Below are 19,565 nucleotides of genomic sequence, written 5' to 3' on the forward strand. Positions count from 1 at the left end.
ACGGGTCGGGCGTGGAGCGCGGGCTCCTAGAGCGCTGCGACGGCTTCGATCTGCACGCCGGCCGCCCGCAGACCGACGAGCGCGGGGTGATCCACCGCGCCATCGGTCACCAGCAGGTCGATCTCGCCGGGGCCGGCGACATTCGTCAGGTGCACACGGCCGAGCTTCGACGCATCGGCGACGACGATGACCCGGTCGCACGCATCGATCGCGGCGCGCTTCACCGCGCCCTCTTCATTGCTGTAGTCGGAGAGACCGCGCTTGCCGTCGACGCCGGAGACGCCCATGACGTAGACATCGCAGTTGTAGCGCTTGAACGCCTCGATCGACTCGGCGCCGACCAGGCTGAGCTCGCCGGGACGCACCCGCCCACCCGTGACGAGGATCGTGGTGTTGGGCTCGTCGTGGAGCTCGAGCGCGACGAGGATGCTGGGCGTCACGACCGTGAGCCCGAGGCCCTTGCCGACGATCGCGCGGGCCACGGCGAGCGCGGTGCTGCCACTGTCGAGCACGACGGTCTCGCCGTGGTTGAGGTGGGCGACGGCCGCCGCGGCGATGTTGATCTTCTCGCGTGCGCCCATCAGCGCCCGGGAGTTGAATCCCGGCTCCACCGCCGTCCCGTGCGCGGCGATCACACCGCCGGTCACCCGGCGCACGCTGCCGCGCTCCTCGAGGAGTTCGAGGTCGCGTCGGATGGTCATCTCGGAGACGTCGAACTCCAGGGCGAGGGCCTTGAATTCGGCCTCCCCGTCAGAGAGAACCCGCTGTTCGATCAGCGCGCGGCGCTCGTGGGCTTCCATCCCTACCTCCTCGTGTGGCAGATCCCACCCTAGGCGAGAAGCTTGTGTGAATGAGTAACTTGTGCTTTGCTCAACGTGAATCTTTCACAGAGCTTGTGATCCATTCCGAAGAAACGAGGAAAGACATGCCCAACTGGCTCCCCGAGGTGTTCGGCACGCAGAAGCCGATCGTGGCGATGCTGCACCTGGCCCCGCTCCCCGGCGACCCCGGTTACGACACCGCCGGCGGAGTCGCCGCGATCGTGAACCGCGCCCGCGGCGAACTCGACGCTCTGCAGAGCGGCGGCGTCGACGCCGTGATGATCTCGAACGAGTTCAGCCTCCCCTACCTCACGAAGACCGAGCCGATCACCGCGATCACGATGGCCCGCATCCTCGGCGAGCTGCAGCGCGATCTCGCAGTCCCCTTCGGCGTGAACGTGCTGTGGGACGGACGGGCTTCGATCGACCTCGCCACCGCCACCGATGCCGCCTTCGTCCGCGAGATCTTCACCGGCGTCTACGCCAGCGACTTCGGGCTGTGGAACACCAACGTCGGCGAGGTCGCCCGCCACCGCCACCGCGTCGGGGCCGGGAACGTGAAGCTGCTGTTCAACATCGTCCCCGAGTCGGCCGCCTACCTCGCGGAGCGCGACCTCGGCTCCATCGCCCGCACCACGGTGTTCGCGACCAACCCCGACGCCCTCTGCGTCTCCGGACTCACCGCCGGAGCTCCCACCGACACGCAGTCGCTCGCCATCGTGAAGGAGAACGCCGGAGACGTCCCGGTGTTCGTCAACACCGGAGTCCGCGCATCGAACGTCGCCGACCAGCTCTCGGTCGCCGACGGCGCCGTCGTCGGCACGTACTTCAAGCAGGACGGCAAGTTCGAGAATCGCGCCGACCGCGCGAGGGTCGAAGAGCTCATGGGCGCCGCCAAGGCGTTCCGGTCGCAGCTCGTCTGACCCGCAGCCCCCGCAACATCCAGCGCCGCTCCCGATCCTCGTGATCGCGGGGCGGCCCTGTGCGTCTCCGGCACCGTTACGGTCGTACCGGCAGGACGTCGCTGAGATCGGCGCGGGTGCCGGAGGCGTGGATACGGCCGGATGCCGCGGCATCCGCCCACCGCTCCGTCCCTGTGGAGACGGCGATCCAGGTCGCGGCATCCATCTCGACCACGTTGGGCGGGGTGCCTCGGGTGTGGCGCGGTCCTTGGATGACCTGCACGGCCCCGAACGGCGGCACTCGCACCTCGACACTGTTGCCGGGTGCCTTCTCGTCGAGCAGCTGCAGGAGGTAGCGCACAGCGGTCGCGAGGTCGGTGCGCTGCGGCTTCGCGTCGGCGGACTCGGCAACGCGAACCGCGTCAAGAGCCGTCCGTCCGGCGACGATGTCGATCTTCCTGACCATTGCTCCAGACTACGACCGCGACCGCACGGCGAGTCCTAAGCTCGGACGCATGAGCATGCATCCCCAGGGCGCCCGCGCCGAGCTGCTCGCGGCCGCGGCCGATCACTCCTGGGGCGTGCGGATCCCCCCGCTCGCCGATCCGCAGAGCGCCCACGATGCCGCGGTGCTCATCCTGTTCGGCGTGCTCGACCGCATCCCCGCCCCGACGACCGATGCCGCCGTCGCCCGTGATCTCGACGTGCTGCTGCAACGGCGAGCGCCCACTCTCTCCTCTCACCCCGGCCAGGTGTCGTTCCCCGGCGGCCGCGTCGAGGCGGACGATGCCGACCTCGTCGCCACGGCGCTGCGCGAGGCCGAAGAGGAGACCGGGCTCGATCCGGGCGGTGTCGAGATCCTGGCCACGCTGCCCGTGATCCCCCTCGCCGCGAGCAATCATCTGGTCACCCCGGTACTGGCGTGGTGGCAGTCGCCGTCGCGGGTCGTGGCGGTCGACCACGCCGAGACGGTCGAGGTGTTCCGCGTTCCCGTCGCACAACTGCTCGACCCCGAGACCCGGTTCACCTCGACCATCACCCGCATGGGGCACACGTTCCGCGGCCCGGCTTTCGACGTCGACGGCACCATCGTCTGGGGCTTCACCGCGATGGTTCTCGATGCTCTCTTCGACGCCGCCGGCTGGACCGTGCCGTGGGATGCCTCCGTGGAGCGGACCGTCGACCTCTGAGCCGCGCCATCTGAGCCCCGACCTCTGAGCCCCGCCGAAATCCGGAGCGTCACCCTCGGTAGTCTGGAAGGGTGAAGATTCTCGTCCTCGGTTCCGGTGCCCGTGAGCACGCGATCATCCTCGCCCTGCGGGCCGAGCATACGGAGCACGAGATCTTCGTCGCTCCCGGCAATGCCGGTATCGCGCAGGACGCGACCCCCGTCTCGGTCGATCCCCTCGACGGCGGTGCGGTCACCGCGTTCGCCCATGAGCATGCGATCGACCTGGTCGTCGTCGGCCCGGAGGCCCCGCTCGTCGCCGGAGTCGCCGATGCCCTGCGCGTGCGTGGCATCCCCGTGTTCGGACCCGGGAAGGCTGCAGCGCAGCTGGAGGGCTCGAAGTCGTTCGCGAAGCGGGTCATGGATGCCGCCGGCGTGCCGACCGGCCGCGCCGTCCGTGCCGCCACGACCGCCGACGTCGAGCGCGCGTTCGACGAACTCGGCGCCCCCTACGTCGTCAAGGCCGACGGCCTGGCCGCGGGCAAGGGCGTCATCGTCACGTCCGACCGTGCCGAAGCGCTCGCGCACGCCGAGCAGTATCTTCCCGCGGGCCCCGTGCTGATCGAGGAGTTCCTCTCCGGCCCCGAGGTCTCCCTGTTCTTCCTGAGCGACGGTGACACCGTGCGCGCGCTCAGCCCCGCGCAGGACTTCAAGCGCGCGCTCGACGGCGACGCCGGACCCAACACAGGTGGCATGGGCGCGTACTCGCCGCTGCCGTGGCTCGCCGAGCAGTTCGGCAGCGAACAGGCCTTCGTCGAAGAGGTCACCCGCGACGTGGCGCTTCCCGTGGTGCGGCAGCTCGACGCCGAGGGCACACCGTTCATCGGACTGCTCTACGCCGGCCTGATCCTGACCCCGGCAGGTGTGCGCGTGATCGAGTTCAACGCCCGCTTCGGCGACCCCGAGACGCAGATCGTGCTGCCGCGGCTGGTCACCCCGCTCTCGGAGCTGCTGTTCGCCGCGGCGTCGGGCACCCTCGAGGACCAGCCGGAGCCCGTGTTCAGCGATGACGTCGCGATCACGGTCGTGCTGGCCAGTGGGGGCTACCCCGAGGCGCCGCAGACCGGGCGTCCCATCGAGGGTCTCGCGGAAGCCGCAGCCGTCGAGGGCGTCCGCATAGTGCACGCCGCGACCGCGAGCCCCGACGCACCCGGCGGATCACTCATCGCGACGGGAGGCCGCGTGCTCAACGTGGTGGCTGTGGCATCCGACTTCCGCACCGCGCGTGACCGCGCGTACGAGGCGATCGCCCACATCCGCCTCGACGGCTCGCACTACCGCACCGACATCGCCGCCCGCGTCGCCGAGTAGCCCCGCTCTCCCTCCGCCCAGGCACGTCGCCCAGGCACGTCGAGTGCACGCTCGCCCGGGTGCACGCTTCGCCCGGGTGCACGCTTCTCCCGGGTGCACGCTTCTCCCGGGTGCACGCTTCTCCCGGGTGCACGCTTCTCCCGGGTGCACGGCTTCTCCGCGAGTGCACGGCTTCTCGGCGAGTGCACGGCTTCTCGACGTGCACACCCCGTCCACTCGGCGAGATCCCGTGCACACGACAGCGGTGCGACCATCCACACCGGCCGCCGGCGCGCGAAAACCGTCGAATGCGGAGAGGAATCCTGCCAACGTGCGGGTTCGCGATTGACATCGACAGCTTTCTTCAAGAAAGTGGGCGGATGCCGCTTCGCTCCGACTGGTCGTCCGCGACCTGCCCGATCGCCCGCTCCGCCGACGTGCTGGCCGACCCCTGGGTGCTGCTCATCCTGCGTGAGCTCTTCTCCGGCCGCACCCGCTTCGACCAGCTGCGCGATGCCACCGGTGCCGCCGACTCGGTGCTGTCCCGGCGGTTGACCGCGATGACCGAGGCCGATCTCGTCGAGCGCGAAGACTCCGACGAGGCCCGCAGCGGGTACCGGTTGACGGAGGCCGGGCGTGAGACCCTTCCGATCCTGCATGCTTTCGCTCGCTTCGCGCGCATCACCGCCCCCGAGGGACCCTGGGGTCTGACGGTGAGCTGCGGCCGGTGCGGCGAGGTCTCGGAGTCGGCCGACTGGTGCGCGACCTGTGCGGCACCGCTCGATGCCGACAGCACCCGTTGGGCACGACGCAGCATGGGCGGGGAGCCCTTCGCCCTCATCGCCGGGCACACGGCATGACTGCCGAGTCGCTCGACGGTCCGATCGAGGAACCGCTGGGCGCGCGACAGCGCCGCTTCCACCCCGCGTGGACGGTGGCCCTCGTCGCCCTCATCGCCCTCATCGGTGCGGCCGGCTTCCGCGCGGCCCCCGGCGTGCTCATGGTGCCGCTCGAAGAGGAGTTCGGCTGGAGCACGGCCGAGCTGTCCCTCGCGGTCTCGATCAACCTCCTCCTCTACGGACTCATCGCCCCGTTCGCCGCGGCCTTGATGCAGCGCTTCGGCATCCGCGCGGTGACGGTGGTCGCCCTCTTCGTGATCGGGGCGGGTGCGGCGCTGAGCGTGTTCGTCGCGACTCCCGGCCAGCTCATCCTGACCTGGGGTGTCCTGATCGGACTCGGAACCGGATCGATGGCGCTGGTCTTCGCCGCAACCATCACCGATACGTGGTTCGCCACGAGGCGCGGACTCGTCTCGGGCGTGCTCACGGCCGGCAGCGCCACCGGGCAGCTCATCTTCCTCCCGGTGATCGCGGCAGCGGCCGAAGACGTCGGATGGCGCGGAGCATCGCTCATCATCGCCGGCGGGGCGCTCGCAGTCATGCCCCTGGTCTGGATCTTCCTCCGCAACCGTCCGAGCGACCTCGGCGTCGCCCGCTACGGGGAGACCGCGCCCACCGTGGCTCCGACACCCGTTCCTCGTGGCACGGCCTGGGGAGCTGCGAAGCTCGCGCTGACCACGCTGCGAGAGGCCGCGCGCACGAAGACGTTCTGGGCGCTGGCGATCGGATTCGCGATCTGCGGTGCGACGACCAACGGACTCATCGGCACGCACTTCATCCCGAGCGCGCACGACCACGGGATGGCGACCACCACGGCCGCCGGGCTCCTCGCGGTCGTCGGCATCTTCGACATCGTCGGCACCGTGTTCTCAGGCTGGCTGACCGACCGCGTGAACCCGCGCATCCTGCTCGCCGCCTACTACGCGCTGCGCGGCGTGAGCCTGCTGTTCCTGCCGAGCCTGCTCTCGGCCGAGGTGCAGCCGAGCATCATCGTGTTCATCGTGATCTACGGGCTCGACTGGGTCGCGACCGTTCCGCCGACGATCGCCCTGTGTCGCGAGGTCTTCGGCGACAAGGGCCCGCTCGTGTTCGGCTGGGTGTTCGCAGCGCACCAGATCGGCGCGGGCATCGCCTCGATCCTCGCCGGGCTCGTGCGTGACCACACCGGCCAGTACACGTTCGCGTGGTTCGCTGCCGCTGGCCTCTGCGCAGTCGCCGCCCTGGTCAGCGCCACCATCCGCCGCCACCCCGCACCCGTTCGCGAGTAGTCGGGCTCGAGACCTCTCGCCGAGTGCACCGGATGCCGTCGAGTGCACGGCTTATTCACGCGAACTACCCGTGCACTCGGCGAGTACCCGTGCACTCGGCGCCGCGAAGCGCACGGGAAGCTACCGTCAGAGCACCTTCGAGAGGAAGTCCTTCAGGCGGTCGTTCTTGGGGGCGCCGAACAGCTCGGCGGGCGGAGCCTCCTCGACCACGACACCGCCGTCCATGAAGACGGTGCGACCGGAGACCTCGCGGGCGAAGCCCATCTCATGCGTCACCAGCACCATGGTCATGCCACCCGAGGCCAGGTCGCGGATGACCTGCAGCACCTCGCCGACCATCTCGGGGTCGAGCGCGCTCGTGGCCTCGTCGAACAGCATGATCTCGGGGTCCATCGCGAGCGCACGGGCGATCGCCACACGCTGCTTCTGTCCTCCGGAGAGCGATGCCGGCTTCGCGTCGGCCTTCTCGGAGAGGCCCACGCGCTCCAACAGCGACAGCGCCCGCTCACGCGCCTCGGCCTTCGACATCTTGCCGCACTCGACCGGCGCGAGCGTGATGTTCTCGAGCACGGTCATGTGCGGGAACAGGTTGAAGTGCTGGAACACCATGCCGATGCGCTGGCGCACCTCATCGAGCTTCACGCTCTTGTCCGTCAGGTCGACGCCGTCGATGATGACATGCCCCGAGGTGGGCTCCTCGAGCTTGTTGAGGCAGCGGAGCAGAGTGGATTTACCCGAGCCCGAAGGACCGATGACCGCCACGACCTCGCCGTCTTCCACAGCCAGGTCGATGCCCTTGAGCACCTCGTTGTCGCCGAACGACTTGTGCAGGTCCTGCACCACGATCTTGCTCATGCGTTGAACTTCCTCTCCAGGCGGTTCGCGAGCAGCGTCAGCAGCGTGATCACGACGAAGTAGATGATGGCGACGATCGTCAGCACCTGCGCCGACAGGTACGTCGAGGCGATGATCTGGCGAGACACGAAGGTCAGCTCCGCGAGACCGATGACGCTGATCAGCGACGTGTCCTTGAGGGTGATGATGCCCTGGTTGACGAACGAGGGCAGCATGATGCGGAACGCCTGCGGCAGCACGACCTTCTGCATCGTCTTCCAGTGCCCGAGGCCCAGCGAGCGCGATGCCTCGGCCTGCCCTGGATCGACCGCCTGGATGCCGCCGCGGATGATCTCGGTCATGTACGCGCCCGTGTTGAGCGAGAGCGTGATCGCTCCGGCGACGAACGGGTTGAACGTGAGGCCCGGGAACAGCTGCGGGATCGCGAAGAACACGAAGAACGCCTGGATGAGGATCGGGGTGCCGCGGAAGACGTAGACGTACGCGGTGGCGATCCAGCGGAACGGTGCGAACTTCGACACCCGGCCGAAGCCGAAGATGAGCCCCAGGATGAACGCGGCCACGATCGCGACGATCGTCGCGAGGATGGTGAGCCACAGACCCTCCATGAGGGCGGGCCAGTACTGCACCGCGACCGAGAAGATGTCGGTCGGCTGCGTCGATTCCTCACCACCGGAGAGGTAGGTGTCGACGATCTTGTCGTACTCCCCCGACGCCTTCAGGTTCGCGAGCCCGGCGTTGAACATCTCGACCAGCTCGGGGTTCTGCCCCTTGTTGACCGCGAAACCGTACTCTCCGCCGAGCTCCGGTTCGCCGATGAGACGGAAGCCTGAGCCCTGCTGGATGCCGTAGGCCAGCACCGGGAAGTCCTCGAAGTAGCCGACCGCCTGGCCGGCCTTCACGGCATCGACCATGTCGGTCGTGTCCTGGTACGGGGTGACCTTGAAGCCGTACTCGGCCTTGTTCTCGTCGGCGAAGGTCTGCCCCTGCGTACCGGTCTTCACTGCGACAGCCTTGCCGTCGAGGTCGTCGAGGGACTTGATGTCGCTGGCCTCGAGCACGCCGAGCTGGATGCCGCTGGTGAAGTACGGCTCGCTGAAGTCGAAGGTCTTCTCGCGCTCTTCGGTGATCGACATGCCGGCCATGACCGCGTCGACCTGGTTCGACTGCAGTGCCTGCACGGCGGCGTCGAATCCGAGTTGGCGGATCTCCACCTCGAAACCCTGGTCTTTCGCGATCGCACGGAGCAGGTCCATGTCGATGCCGACGAGGTTGCCGTCCTTGTCGGTGAACTCGAACGGCGCGAACGTCGTGTCGGTGCCGATGACGTACTTCTCGCCGTCGTTCGCGGCGGTGGCGGGGGCGGCTCCGGCCAGGAGCGCACCCACGGCGACGAAGGCGACGAGCGCGGCCGCGCCGGCAGTGCGCAGCGATCGGCGCAGGCGGCCCGCCGCGGCGGATGGATTTCGGATCACGACGTGTGCTCCTCGAGTCGACAGCAGCGACCGGACGACCGCCGAGGAACTACCCTAGCTCGCGGCAGGACCAGCACCCGAAATACTGATCCAGTACCGACGCACGAGGGGCTGCCCGGCTTCCGGCGCATCGATCACGTCTTCGAGCTCTCCGCCGGCGCCTTCGATCGTGCGGATGGAGCCGACGTTGTCGTCGTCGCAGGTCAGCATGACGCGGTCGTAGCCCTCCGTCTTGGCGAGACGCAGCACGAGGCGCAGAGCCTCCCGGACGATCCCCTCGCGGCGACGCGACGGGATCACGGAGTAGCCGATGTGGCCGCCGAACCGACGGAGGTGGTCGTTGAGTTCGCGGCGGAAGGAGATGAAGCCGACCATCTGGTCGCCCTGGGTGATCCAGAAGTAGTCACAGGGCACATGGCCCTCCGGCAGCACGGCGCCGGGAGTGGCATACAGAGCCGCCTTCTCGATGATCGCCTCGAACGCGGCGCGGTCGGGAACGAAGCCCTTCTCGATACCGCCGCCGTCGACGTGTCCGCCCTCGAACTCGGCCACTGCGGCGGCCCATGAGTCGAAGAGGTCGATGCTCGGTCGAGAGAGTGCGATCGTCATCGCCCGATGACATCAGAAAAGGTGCCGCATCCGCAAACCGCCGGATACGGCACCCTCCCTGAACCCGACTACTCGGGACGCGCGGCCACCGGAGCGGCCGCATCGGTCTTGTCGTAGCGACCGAGGAACAACGAGGCGATGAGGGCGATCACCATCACGCAGGCCGGAAGCAGGATCGACTGCGCCATGCCGGTTGCGAATCCATCGGCCACCTGCGGCGGCAGCGTCCCACCCGTCGTGATGCCGGCCGGCGCATCGGCCAGCCCCGGGAGGTTCGCTTCGAGGCGAGACTGCATGAACGCGGCGATGGATGCCGAGCCGATCACCGATCCGATGGTCCTTGTGGTGTTGTAGATGCCGGCGCCCGCACCTGCCTGACGCGGCGGGAGCTTGCGCGTCGCCGTGGTGGCGAGCGGCCCCCACATGCCCGCGTTGCCGATACCCATCAGCGCAGAGGGCAGCAGGAACATCCAGATCTCGGTCTCCATGTTGATCAGGGCCGAGTACCAGACGAGCGCGCCGGCGACGCAGAGCAGACCGGGGATGAGGATGAGGCGCGGGTCGATGCGATCGAGCAGCTTCCCGGCGCCGGGAGCGAGCACACCCGAGAGCACGGCCATCGGGATCATCAGCAGTGCCGCCTGTGTGGGGGTGAGCCCGCGCGCGGTCTGCAGGAAGAACATCATCGGCAACGACATGCTCGTCACGGTGAAGCCGACGGCTGCGATCGCGACGTTCGCTCCCGAGAAGTTGCGGTCGCGGAACAGCTCGAGAGGCACCAGCGGCTCGCTGCGGGTCTTGGCCTGTTGCAGGATGAACAGCCCCAGCACCACGAGACCGACGATGATCAGGCCCCACACCGAGATGGGACCCCAGATGACGCCCCAGTCGTACTTCTCACCCTCCTGGAGTCCGAACACGATGAGAAAGAGGGCCACGGCGCTCAGCACCACACCCACGATGTCGAACCGGTGCGGGTGCGTCGCGAGCTTCGGGACCAGACGCCACGCGAGCACGAACGCGACGATGCCGACCGGGATGTTGACGAAGAAGATCCACTCCCAGCCGAAGCCGTCGACGAGCAGACCGCCCACGAGCGGGCCGACGAGGGTGGCGACACCGGCGGTCGCACCCCAGAGGCCCATCGCTGCGCCACGGCGCTCCGGCGGGAACGTGCGGGTGATCACGGCCATGGTCTGCGGAGTCATGAACGCCGCACCGAGACCCTGCACGGCGCGAGCGACGATCAGTCCCTCGAGCGTGGTCGACAGTCCGCACCACAGCGAGGCGAGGGTGAAGACCGCGAGTCCGATCAGGTAGATGTTCTTCGGGCCGAAGCGGTCACCGAGGCGTCCGGTGATCAGCAGCGGCACCGCGTAGGCGAGCAGGTAGGCGCTCGTGACCCACACGACGTTGTCGAGGTTGTTCGTGTTCGGGTCGAGCGCGGCCTTGATCGCCGGGTTCGCGACCGAGACGATCGTGGTGTCGACGAGGATCATGAAGAAGCCGATGACCAGCGCCCAGAGGGCGGGCCAGGGGCTCGTGGGCTTGTGCCCCACGGAGTAGGTGCCGGTCGACGGACCGGATGTGGAGGGAGCAGACACCGGTGGACGGTCTCCGTCGCGGGTGGGATCGGTCATTGCTGTGCGGCCTTTCGCTGAGCGCGGTAGCGGTCTGAGTACTGGAATGCCGTGGGCCCCCACGGCAGGACTTCGGTCTCGAGGCGATCGAGGAGGGAATCGAGCCACCGGATCTCGGCATCCAGCAGCGCTTCCTGACGCTCGATCTCGACGAGCACCTGCTCGGGCACGCCCTTCGCCCTGGCCTTCAGCAGGCCGTCGCTGTGCCTGACGTGATCGTCGAGGAGAGCGATCCGCCTCGCGCGAAGGAGGTCTACGACCTCAGGACGCTCGAGGTTGTGCGCCTCGGCGAGCGCGATGCGGAAGTCGGCCGGGCGATCGATGCGGGGCAGCTCGCGCTGCACCCACGTCACCACCGCTTCGCGTCCGGCCTCCGTCACGGCGTAGGTCGTGCGCTCGGGACGGTTGCCCTCCCGGTCGATGCCGAGCTCATCGATCAATCCGGCTCGGTGCAGGCGCGACACCGTGTGATAGAGCGTGCCGTTGGTGATCGTGAGCAGCCGGTCATCGTGTCGGGACCGCATGAGACGGACCATCTCATAGGGGTGCATGTCGCCCTCGCGCAGCAGCGCGAGCACCATCACCCCCATCGGGGTGAGCCGGTCGACGGCATCTTTCTTCATGTCCCACCTCAAATAGTCCATGTGGACTATACGCCCTTTTCGGGGTGCCGAACAGCCGGATTTCGCGCTGGCCGGAAGCGTGCCCCTACTACAGCGACACCGCCGCGAGTTGCGCCTGCGTGAGCGGACGGTCGGCGTACACGAGACGCCAGACAGACGGGTCGGGGTTGCCCGCATCAGGTGCCCGGTAGACGAGTTCGAGCCCGACCTTCTCGGCGACGCGCGCCGAGGCACGGTTGTGCTCGACGAGGAAGGCGATCACGGGACGATCAGGGTCGAGGGCCCGCACCGCCTCGACCGCGGCGAACGAGAGCTCGGTGGCGTAGCCGTTGCCGTGGTGGTCGGCCGACAACCGATATCCCAGGTTCCAGACCTCGCCGCCGAACAGGGAGCATCCGCCGTAGCCGATCAGCTCCCCCGACCTTCGCAGGCGAACCGACCAGGGTCCGAGCCCCGCGACCTCCCACCCCTCTTCCCAGCGCGCCATCATCGTCGCGGTCTCCTCCGGGGCGACGTGCCGCAGCGTCGGGTAGTGGGTCCACACCCGCGGGTCGGCCGAGATCGCGAACAGCGTCTGGAGGTCTTCGGCGGTCGGACGCGACAGCCGAAGGCGCGGCGTGAGGGTGTCGACGGTCATGCCCCCAGGCTAGGTCGCCCCACCGACGCCTCACCCCCGACGCTTCCGCCCGATGACTTCTCGGCGGGCGGGCGCGGACGGAACCGGGATAATGGGCGGGTGAGCACTCCTTCAGAAGGCACGGCACAGAGCATTCCCGGCTGGCGGCACATCTACTCGGGCAAGGTCCGCGACCTGTACGCCTCGGCGGATCCGGCCGATACCCGCATCCTCGTCGTGGCCTCCGACCGCGTGAGCGCCTTCGACACCGTGCTCTCCCCCGGCATCACCGACAAGGGCGCCTTGCTGACGCGACTGAGCCGCTGGTGGTTCGCGCAGCTCTCCGATTTCCCCAACCACATCGCCGAGGGCGAGCTGCCGGATGCCGTCGCCGATCACGCCATGCTCGCGCAGTCGCTCGAGATGCTGCCGATCGAGTGCGTCGTGCGCGGATACATCACCGGCTCCGGATGGGCCGAGTACCAGGAGAGCGGCACGGTGTGCGGCATCCCGCTGCCCGACGGCCTGAACAACGGCGACCGACTGCCCGAGCCGCTGTTCACCCCGGCCTACAAGGCGCCGATGGGCGAGCATGACGAGAACATCACGTTCGAGCGCACCGTCGAACTGGTCGGCGCCGAGCGCGCGGCCGAGCTGCGCGACGCCTCCCTCGCGATCTACGCCCGCGCCGCAGCGATCGCCGAGGAGAAGGGCCTGATCCTCGCCGACACCAAGTTCGAGTTCGGGACGGACGCCGACGGCACCCTGCGCCTGGCCGATGAGGTGCTCACGAGTGACTCCTCGAGGTACTGGGACGCCGAGGCCTGGCGCACCGGCACCACCCCGAGCGCACGGATGGCGAGCTTCGACAAGCAGATCGTGCGCGACTGGATGGCCGCGAACTGGGACAAGCAGGGCGAGCCGCCCGCACTCCCCGACGACGTCGTCGCACGCACGGCCGACCGCTACCGCGAGCTGATCGACCGCCTCGGCGCCTGAACCGTCAGGCAGGTTCGACGCGACGCACGTCGGTGTGGATGAAGTCGTCACCCTTGAAGAGCAACGGCTCGTCGCGACTGACCGCGAGCGCATAGGAGAAGCAGTCGCCGTAGTTCAGGCGGGCGCGACTCCCGGAGCCGCGCCCGTAGCGCACGTAGGCTCTGGTCGCCAGGCGCGCCTGATCCTCGTCAAGCGGAACGACGGTCGCCCCCGTCGCCTCCAGAAGCTCGTCCAGCGCGAGCGTCTTCTCCTCGCCTCCCTTAGCGCGGAGCACGATCATGCACTCCGTGAGCGTGGCCGCGGATAGGGAGAACGGCCCCGCCTCCAGCAGTCGTCCGATCTCCGCAGCTTCGGGCTCCGCCATCAAGACAGCCACGAGGGCCGAGGAGTCGACGATCACCGAGGCATCCCTGTCTCGTCGTAGAGCTCGTCCATGATCTCTTCGGTCGTGCGCCCGGTGGAGGGGATCTGCTGCGCCCGCCGGATTATCGCCCGTATTCGGCGACGACGCTCCAGCTCGTCATCCGAGCGCTGCTGCTCCAGCTCGGCCAGCCTCCGCCGCACCGCATCCTCCACCGCACTCGTCTGACTCTGCCCGGTGAGCGCCGCGAGCTGACGCACCAGCTCGTGCGTCGTCTCGTTCTTGATGTTCAGGCTCATGTCTACCATTCTACCGTCGCGTCTACCATGGTAGAAAGCGCTCAGGGAAAACTCAGGAATCGGTAGTCTTGCTCGAGCACTCCCGACATCCCCCGAACCTTGAGGAGCCCGCATGGCCCTGTGGAAGCTGCACGGAAACGGCCGCACGGTCGAGCCCGGTGCCGTCGTCGCCCCCGAAGAACGTCTGAACTGGCCAGCGACCATCGCGATCGGTGCGCAGCACGTCGTCGCCATGTTCGGTGCGACATTCCTCGTGCCGACGCTGACGGGCTTCCCCGTCTCGACGACGCTCCTGTTCAGCGGTGTCGGAACGATCCTGTTCCTCCTCATCACGAAGAACCGGCTGCCCAGCTACCTCGGTTCCTCGTTCGCGTTCATCGCACCGATCACGGCAGCCGTCGCCGCTGGCAACATGGGCTCGGCATTGGCCGGGGTGGTCGCCGTCGGCGTCCTGCTCACGATCGTCGGTCTGGTCGTGCAGTTCGCCGGACTCCGCTGGGTCGATGCCCTGATGCCCCCGGTGGTCGCCGGTGCGATCGTCGCGCTGATCGGCTTCAACCTCGCACCCACCGCCTGGAACAACTTCCAGATCGACCCGGTCACCGCCACCATCACGCTGGTCGCGATCATCCTGTTCGCGGTGCTGTTCCGGGGGTTCCTGGGCCGCATCTCGATCTTCCTCGGTGTCGCGGTCGGTTTCATCTACGCGGCGTTCACGGGATCCTTCGACGTTCCCAACGCCCTGCGCGGCGGCAAGACACCCGCCGAGCTCATCTCCGACGCTCCGTGGATCGGGCTGCCGGAGTTCCACCTCCCCGACTTCGTCGAGCCGGGCACCTGGTCGACCATCGCCATGTTCCTGCCGGTCGTCCTGGTTCTCGTCGCCGAGAACGTCGGCCACGTACGCGGCGTCGCCAGCATGACCGAAGACCCTTCGATCAACAAGCACACCGGCCGTGCGCTGATCGCCGACGGTGTCGCCACGACCATCGCCGGTGGCTTCGGCGGCTCGGGAACCACGACGTACGGCGAGAACATCGGCGTCATGGCCGCGACCCGCGTCTACTCGACGGCCGTGTACTGGGTCGCAGGTCTGTTCGCGATCCTGCTCGCGTTCTCGCCGAAGGTCGGCGAGGTGTTCAACTCGATCCCTGCCGGTGTCCTCGGCGGAGCCACCACCGCGCTGTACGGCCTCATCGGCATCATCGGCATCAAGATCTGGGTCGACAGTCGCGTCGACTTCTCGCGCCCGGTGAACCAGTACACGGCCGCCGTCTCGCTCGTGATCGGCATCGCCGGGTTCTCCATGCAGCTCGGCGACTTCGCCTTCGGTGGCATCGTGCTCGGCACGGTCGCGGCACTGCTGATCTACCACCTGGGTAACCTCATCGCGCGCGCACGCAAGACCGGCGCCGACGACCCCAAGCCTCTCGAGGCGGTCGGTCCGCTCGGCGGCGACCCCGCGTAGGTCGCCCCCACGAACACGAAGATCCCGGATGCCTCGCGTGAGGCATCCGGGATCCTTGCGTTTCGCGCGGTAGAGGCTCAGTCGATGACCGCGAGCACGGCGTCGGCAGCGACCGATGCGGAGAGCTCTGCACGCTGCGACAGGATGCCTGAGCGATGCGCCGTCACGGTCGTCTCCATCTTCATCGCATCGAGCACTGCGACCGCGTCACCCTCCGCGACGTCGGCACCGTCGTCGACGAGCCAGCGCACGAGCGTGCCCGGCACCGGCGAGCGCAATTCGGTCGGATCGGTCGTGGGTGCTGCCGTCGCGGCGTCCGCCGGCCGACCGAGCCCTGCCAGCAGAGCGGCGGGGAGGCCGAGCAGGACACGGCGTCCGTCGATCTCGACGGGGAAGCGCTGCAGCGCGGCATCCGGCACGGCTGCCGGCCGCGCCTGCGACTCCAGCTTCGACAGCAGGGCGCTCTCGATCCACTGCGTATGCACCGCAAAGGTCGCCGTGGCGAAAGCCTCCTCGTCGAGGGCCATCAGGTCGAACGGGATGACCGTCGCCGGGCCCTCCACCGCGAGCTCGCGCAGCGCCCGCCGCGCGCGCACGATGGCCGCGTCACGGGATTCGGCGTGCACGATCAGCTTGGCGATCATCGAGTCGAACGCCGACTGCACGACGTCACCCTCTTCGATGCCGCTGTCCCAGCGCACGCCGGGACCGCCGGGGATCCGCAGCCTCTCCACGCGACCAGGGCTGGGCAGGAAGCCGCGACCGGGGTCTTCGGCATTGATCCGGAACTCGAACGCGTGGCCCACAGGCACAGGAGTATCGACGATAGAGATGCCCTCACCGAATGCGATGCGGAACTGCTCGCGCACCAGGTCGACGCCGGTGACCTCTTCGGTGACCGGATGCTCCACCTGAAGCCGTGTGTTGACCTCCAGAAACGAGATGGTGCCGTCGGCCGCGAGCAGGAATTCCACGGTGCCCGCCCCGCGGTACTCCACCTCGGCGCAGATCGACCGTGCCGCATCGTGGAACCTCGTGCGCTGCTCGGCGGAGAGCCCTGGCGCGGGTGCCTCCTCGATGAGCTTCTGATTGCGGCGCTGCATCGAACAGTCGCGATCGCCGACCACCACGATGCCCCCGAGCCCGTCGCCGAGCACCTGCACCTCGATGTGCCGCGGGCTCTCGAGGAAACGCTCCACGAAGCACTCCCCACGACCGAACGCCGCGATCGCCTCACGGGTCGCAGCGCCGAAGGCCTCAGCGACCTCGGACAGTTCCCGAACGACCTTGAGCCCGCGTCCGCCACCGCCGAAGGCCGCCTTGATCGCGATGGGGAGTCCGTGCTCCTCCGCGAACGCCACGGCCTCTTCGGGCCCTGACAGCGGCTCGTCGGTGCCGGCGGCGAGCGGCGCCCCGACCTGCTGAGCGATACGGCGTGCTGTCATCTTGTCGCCGAGCGCGTCGATGCTCGCCGGCGTCGGTCCGATCCAGACCAGCCCCGCATCCTCCACGGCCCGTGCGAACGACGCACTCTCCGACAGGAATCCGTATCCGGGATGCACTGCTGTCGCACCCGACTGCCGCGCGGCGGCGAGCAGCGCATCGACGGAGAGGTAGGTGTCAGCCGCGGTGGTGCCGCCGAGGCCCACGGCCTCGTCGGCCAGACGCACGTGCAGGGCGTCGGCATCCTGATCCGCGTAGACCGCGACGGACGTGTATCCGGCTTCGGTGCAGGCGCGGATGACACGCACCGCGATCTCCCCGCGATTCGCGATCAGGACCCTCTGCGTGGTCGGCACGGTCGACACGGTGGTCATGAGGACTCCTTGACGGTGAAACGAAGGCGCACGCCCGGAGCCAGTTGACCGGCGAGGTCGAGGCTGCGGTCGGTGAGTGCACCGATGATGGGGTATCCGCCGGTGAGCGGATGGTCTGGAAGGAACAGGACCGGCTGCCCGTCGGGCGGCACCTGGATCGCACCGGTGACGGCTCCCTCGCTCGGCAGTTCGCCTCCGAGCGCGCGCTCCAGCGGCACCTCGCCCTGGAGTCGGATGCCGACGCGATCGGAGCGCGGCGTGACGGTCCACTCCTGGCCGGTGAGGGTCGCGAGGGCCGCGGCCGTGAACCAGTCGTCGCGCGGGCCGAGGGTGATCTCGAGGTCGACGAGCTCTCCGGGAGCGGGAAGCTCGCGCGGCACGACGGCCGGCTCGACAGCATGCCGACCGGCGTCACCGACCGGGAGCACGACGCCGGCTGTGAGAGCCACCGGGCCGAGTCCGGCGAGGGTGTCGGCAGCACGGCTTCCGAGCGCGGGGGCCGCATCCAGTCCGCCGCGAACGGCGATGACGTAGCGCAGCCCACGCTCGGGGTGGCCGAGGGTGAGCTCGTCGCCGTCGACCGTGGCGAAGGGCTCACCGTGTGCGACGGGTCGCTGTGCGCCGTCGGCCTCCTGCAGCGTGAGCGAGCCGAAGGCCCCCGTGACGGCGGCCACGCCGGAACCGCGGAACCGCAGCACGGCTCCCCCGACGCTCTCGAGCACGGCGGCTTCGGATGCATTGCCCACCGCACGGTTCGCGTCGTGCATCGCTCGACGGTCTGCCGCCCCGGATGCCGAGACCCCGAGCGCCGCATAACCCGGGCGCCCGGCATCCTGCACCAGCAGCTGCAGCGACGGACGGACGACCTCTACGGCGGCATCCGCGCCGAAACCCCGGCCATCCGCGTCAGCTGCGGCGGGTTGCTCCTCGACGCGCCGAGCGTGTGCCGCAACGTCTCGGTTTCGGTCCGACCCAGCAGCGTCTAGCCGAGCCGCCTCGCGCACCTGCTCGAACCGCACCGTCGTGCCCGGGGAGAGCAGTGCGGGCGGGTCGCGGTCGATGTCCCACATCACGGCATCCGTGCGCCCGATGAGCTGCCATCCACCAGGACTCTCGCGCGGGTACACCCCGGTGAACTGTCCGGCGAGCGCGACGGATCCGGCAGGCACTCGGGTACGCGGCGACGACCGGCGGGGCACGTCGAACAGGGGGTCGCTGCTCACCACGTATCCGAAGCCGGGGGCGAACCCGGAGAACGCGACCCGCCAGTCCGCGGCGAGGTGCCGGTTCACGAGCTCCTCCGGCGACACACCCAGCAGGGATGCCGCCTCGGCGAGGTCTTCGCCGTCGTACCGCACAGGCACCGTGACCTCGCCGGTGCCCGGCAGGTGCGCGGTGTCGATCTCGGTCGCGGCGAGCGCGATCGCGAGCTCGGCGGCGGAAACCCGAAGCGGATCGAAGCGCACCAGCACCGTGCGCGCACCGGGGATGCGCTCGACGATGCCGGGCACTCCCTCCCACGCGAGGTTCAGGCGCATCGCCTCATCGAGGTCGGCCGCCTCGACGAGGAGAGCATGATCGGATGCCGTGAGGATGCGCATCAGACCAGGCGCTCCGCATCCGTCATCGCGAACCCGCGAACGGCGCGATCGTGATGCCTGCTTCCTGCAGCATCCGCTTGGTCGCAGCCGCCATCGCCACCGAGCCGGGGCTGTCGCCGTGCACACAGATCGACTGTGCGACCACGGGCACATCGGTGCCGTCGATCGCACGGATCACGCCGTCGGAGGCGAGGCGCACCATGCGCTCGGCGACCGCGGCCGGGTCGTGCAGCACGGCCCCCTCCTCGGTGCGCGACACCAGCTGCCCGTCGGGCTGATACGCGCGATCCGCGAACGCCTCGGCGGCGACGGCGAGACCGGCGCGCTCGGCGACATCGAGCACGACGCCGCCGGAGAGCCCCAGCAGCACCAGGCTCGGGTCGATCGCGCGGATCGCCGCCACGACGTCTTTCGACTGCCGTTCGTCGCGCGCGATCGTGTTGTACAGCGCCCCGTGCGGCTTGACATAAGAGACCCGTCCGCCGACCGCGGCGGCGAGCCCGATGAGCGCCCCGAGCTGGTACTCGACGTGGGCCTGCAGGGTGGCCGAGTCGATGTCGACCTTGGTGCGCCCGAAGTTCTCGTAGTCACGGTAGCCGGGGTGCGCGCCGATCACGACGCCGCCCTGCACCGCGGCTGCGAGCGTCTCGCGGATGCCCTCGGGACTGCCGGCGTGGAACCCGCACGACACGTTCGCACTGGTGACGAGGCGCAGCATGCTCGCGTCGTCGCTGACGATGCGGCCCGGGACGTTCTCGCCGAGGTCCGAGTTCAGGTCGATCGACGTCATGCGA

Annotated in this window: 20 protein-coding genes; 7 read left to right on the forward strand and 13 right to left on the reverse strand. The window is 68.9% G+C overall.

Features of this window, described 5'->3' with window-relative positions:
• Nucleotides 1-26: 26 nt before the first annotated feature.
• Nucleotides 27-800 (reverse strand): DeoR/GlpR family DNA-binding transcription regulator, encoded by a 774-nt coding sequence (locus tag CQ040_RS09540; protein WP_028503122.1) that lies wholly within the window; start codon nt 798-800, stop codon nt 27-29.
• A gap of 125 nt (nt 801-925) precedes the next feature.
• On the opposite strand from CQ040_RS09540, the gene CQ040_RS09545 reads away from it, so the two are divergent.
• Complete coding sequence (locus CQ040_RS09545) at nt 926-1,744, forward strand: BtpA/SgcQ family protein (RefSeq protein ID WP_105527713.1); 819 nt, start codon at nt 926-928, stop codon at nt 1,742-1,744.
• A 76-nt stretch (nt 1,745-1,820) separates the two neighbouring features.
• Here CQ040_RS09545 and CQ040_RS09550 read toward each other — a convergent pair whose 3' ends face one another.
• Entirely contained in the window at nt 1,821-2,189 is a 369-nt protein-coding gene (locus CQ040_RS09550; RefSeq protein ID WP_105527712.1) for a sterol carrier family protein, read from the reverse strand.
• Nucleotides 2,190-2,238: 49 nt separating this feature from the next.
• On the opposite strand from CQ040_RS09550, the gene CQ040_RS09555 reads away from it, so the two are divergent.
• From CQ040_RS09555 to CQ040_RS09570, 4 genes are all read left to right on the forward strand, one after another.
• Nucleotides 2,239-2,913 carry a CoA pyrophosphatase gene (locus tag CQ040_RS09555; protein ID WP_105527711.1) on the forward strand — a complete coding sequence of 225 codons (675 nt, stop codon included), beginning with the start codon at nt 2,239-2,241 and terminating at the stop codon, nt 2,911-2,913.
• Between the two features lie 71 nt (nt 2,914-2,984).
• A complete protein-coding gene (purD, locus tag CQ040_RS09560) occupies nt 2,985-4,262 on the forward strand; it encodes a phosphoribosylamine--glycine ligase (RefSeq protein ID WP_105527710.1) in 1,278 nt (425 codons plus the stop codon).
• Nucleotides 4,263-4,621: 359 nt separating this feature from the next.
• Nucleotides 4,622-5,101 (forward strand): helix-turn-helix domain-containing protein, encoded by a 480-nt coding sequence (locus CQ040_RS09565; RefSeq protein WP_105527709.1) that lies wholly within the window; start codon nt 4,622-4,624, stop codon nt 5,099-5,101.
• Complete coding sequence (locus CQ040_RS09570; RefSeq protein ID WP_105527708.1) at nt 5,098-6,408, forward strand: MFS transporter; 1,311 nt, start codon at nt 5,098-5,100, stop codon at nt 6,406-6,408. Before CQ040_RS09565 ends, CQ040_RS09570 begins: the two co-directional genes overlap by 4 nt.
• A 126-nt stretch (nt 6,409-6,534) precedes the next feature.
• Here the strand turns inward: CQ040_RS09570 and CQ040_RS09575 are convergent, their stop codons facing one another.
• The 6 genes from CQ040_RS09575 to CQ040_RS09600 form a co-directional block, all read right to left on the reverse strand.
• Entirely contained in the window at nt 6,535-7,263 is a 729-nt protein-coding gene (locus CQ040_RS09575; protein ID WP_105527707.1) for an amino acid ABC transporter ATP-binding protein, read from the reverse strand.
• On the reverse strand, nt 7,260-8,738 hold the full coding sequence (locus CQ040_RS09580; protein WP_105527706.1) for an amino acid ABC transporter substrate-binding protein/permease: 1,479 nt from the start codon (nt 8,736-8,738) through the stop codon (nt 7,260-7,262). Before CQ040_RS09580 ends, CQ040_RS09575 begins: the two co-directional genes overlap by 4 nt.
• Before the next feature lie 54 nt (nt 8,739-8,792).
• On the reverse strand, nt 8,793-9,347 hold the full coding sequence (locus CQ040_RS09585; RefSeq protein WP_105527705.1) for a GNAT family N-acetyltransferase: 555 nt from the start codon (nt 9,345-9,347) through the stop codon (nt 8,793-8,795).
• A 68-nt stretch (nt 9,348-9,415) separates the two neighbouring features.
• Complete coding sequence (locus CQ040_RS09590) at nt 9,416-10,987, reverse strand: MFS transporter (RefSeq protein WP_105527704.1); 1,572 nt, start codon at nt 10,985-10,987, stop codon at nt 9,416-9,418.
• The gene (locus CQ040_RS09595; protein ID WP_105527703.1) at nt 10,984-11,610 is read right to left on the reverse strand and encodes a PadR family transcriptional regulator; all 627 of its coding nucleotides are present in this window, start codon (nt 11,608-11,610) and stop codon (nt 10,984-10,986) included. Before CQ040_RS09595 ends, CQ040_RS09590 begins: the two co-directional genes overlap by 4 nt.
• 88 nt (nt 11,611-11,698) lie before the next feature.
• Entirely contained in the window at nt 11,699-12,247 is a 549-nt protein-coding gene (locus tag CQ040_RS09600) for a GNAT family N-acetyltransferase (RefSeq protein WP_105527702.1), read from the reverse strand.
• A 99-nt stretch (nt 12,248-12,346) separates the two neighbouring features.
• Here CQ040_RS09600 and CQ040_RS09605 point away from each other — a divergent pair, with 99 nt between their 5' ends.
• The gene (locus tag CQ040_RS09605) at nt 12,347-13,225 is read left to right on the forward strand and encodes a phosphoribosylaminoimidazolesuccinocarboxamide synthase (RefSeq protein ID WP_105527701.1); all 879 of its coding nucleotides are present in this window, start codon (nt 12,347-12,349) and stop codon (nt 13,223-13,225) included.
• Nucleotides 13,226-13,229: 4 nt separating this feature from the next.
• Here the strand turns inward: CQ040_RS09605 and CQ040_RS09610 are convergent, their stop codons facing one another.
• Together CQ040_RS09610 and CQ040_RS20675 are read right to left on the reverse strand one after the other, a co-directional pair.
• A complete protein-coding gene (locus CQ040_RS09610; RefSeq protein ID WP_105527700.1) occupies nt 13,230-13,625 on the reverse strand; it encodes a type II toxin-antitoxin system VapC family toxin in 396 nt (131 codons plus the stop codon).
• Nucleotides 13,622-13,885 carry a type II toxin-antitoxin system VapB family antitoxin gene (locus CQ040_RS20675; RefSeq protein WP_105527739.1) on the reverse strand — a complete coding sequence of 88 codons (264 nt, stop codon included), beginning with the start codon at nt 13,883-13,885 and terminating at the stop codon, nt 13,622-13,624. The genes CQ040_RS09610 and CQ040_RS20675 overlap by 4 nt, the downstream gene beginning before the upstream one ends.
• Before the next feature lie 112 nt (nt 13,886-13,997).
• Between CQ040_RS20675 and CQ040_RS09620 the strand changes: the two genes are divergently transcribed.
• On the forward strand, nt 13,998-15,353 hold the full coding sequence (locus CQ040_RS09620) for a uracil-xanthine permease family protein (RefSeq protein WP_105527699.1): 1,356 nt from the start codon (nt 13,998-14,000) through the stop codon (nt 15,351-15,353).
• Between the two features lie 77 nt (nt 15,354-15,430).
• Here the strand turns inward: CQ040_RS09620 and CQ040_RS09625 are convergent, their stop codons facing one another.
• The 3 genes from CQ040_RS09625 to CQ040_RS09635 are packed head-to-tail and all read right to left on the reverse strand — an operon-like array spanning nt 15,431 to nt 19,561.
• Nucleotides 15,431-17,170: a biotin carboxylase N-terminal domain-containing protein gene (locus CQ040_RS09625; RefSeq protein ID WP_105527698.1), complete on the reverse strand. Its 1,740-nt coding sequence runs from the start codon at nt 17,168-17,170 to the stop codon at nt 15,431-15,433.
• Nucleotides 17,167-18,771 carry an urea amidolyase family protein gene (locus CQ040_RS09630; protein ID WP_105527697.1) on the reverse strand — a complete coding sequence of 535 codons (1,605 nt, stop codon included), beginning with the start codon at nt 18,769-18,771 and terminating at the stop codon, nt 17,167-17,169. Before CQ040_RS09630 ends, CQ040_RS09625 begins: the two co-directional genes overlap by 4 nt.
• A gap of 22 nt (nt 18,772-18,793) precedes the next feature.
• A complete protein-coding gene (locus tag CQ040_RS09635) occupies nt 18,794-19,561 on the reverse strand; it encodes a LamB/YcsF family protein (RefSeq protein WP_105527696.1) in 768 nt (255 codons plus the stop codon).
• Nucleotides 19,562-19,565 lie beyond the last annotated feature (4 nt).

Source organism: Microbacterium sp. MYb54, assembly GCF_002979515.1.
In the GTDB taxonomy this organism is placed as follows: Bacteria; Actinomycetota; Actinomycetes; order Actinomycetales; family Microbacteriaceae; genus Microbacterium.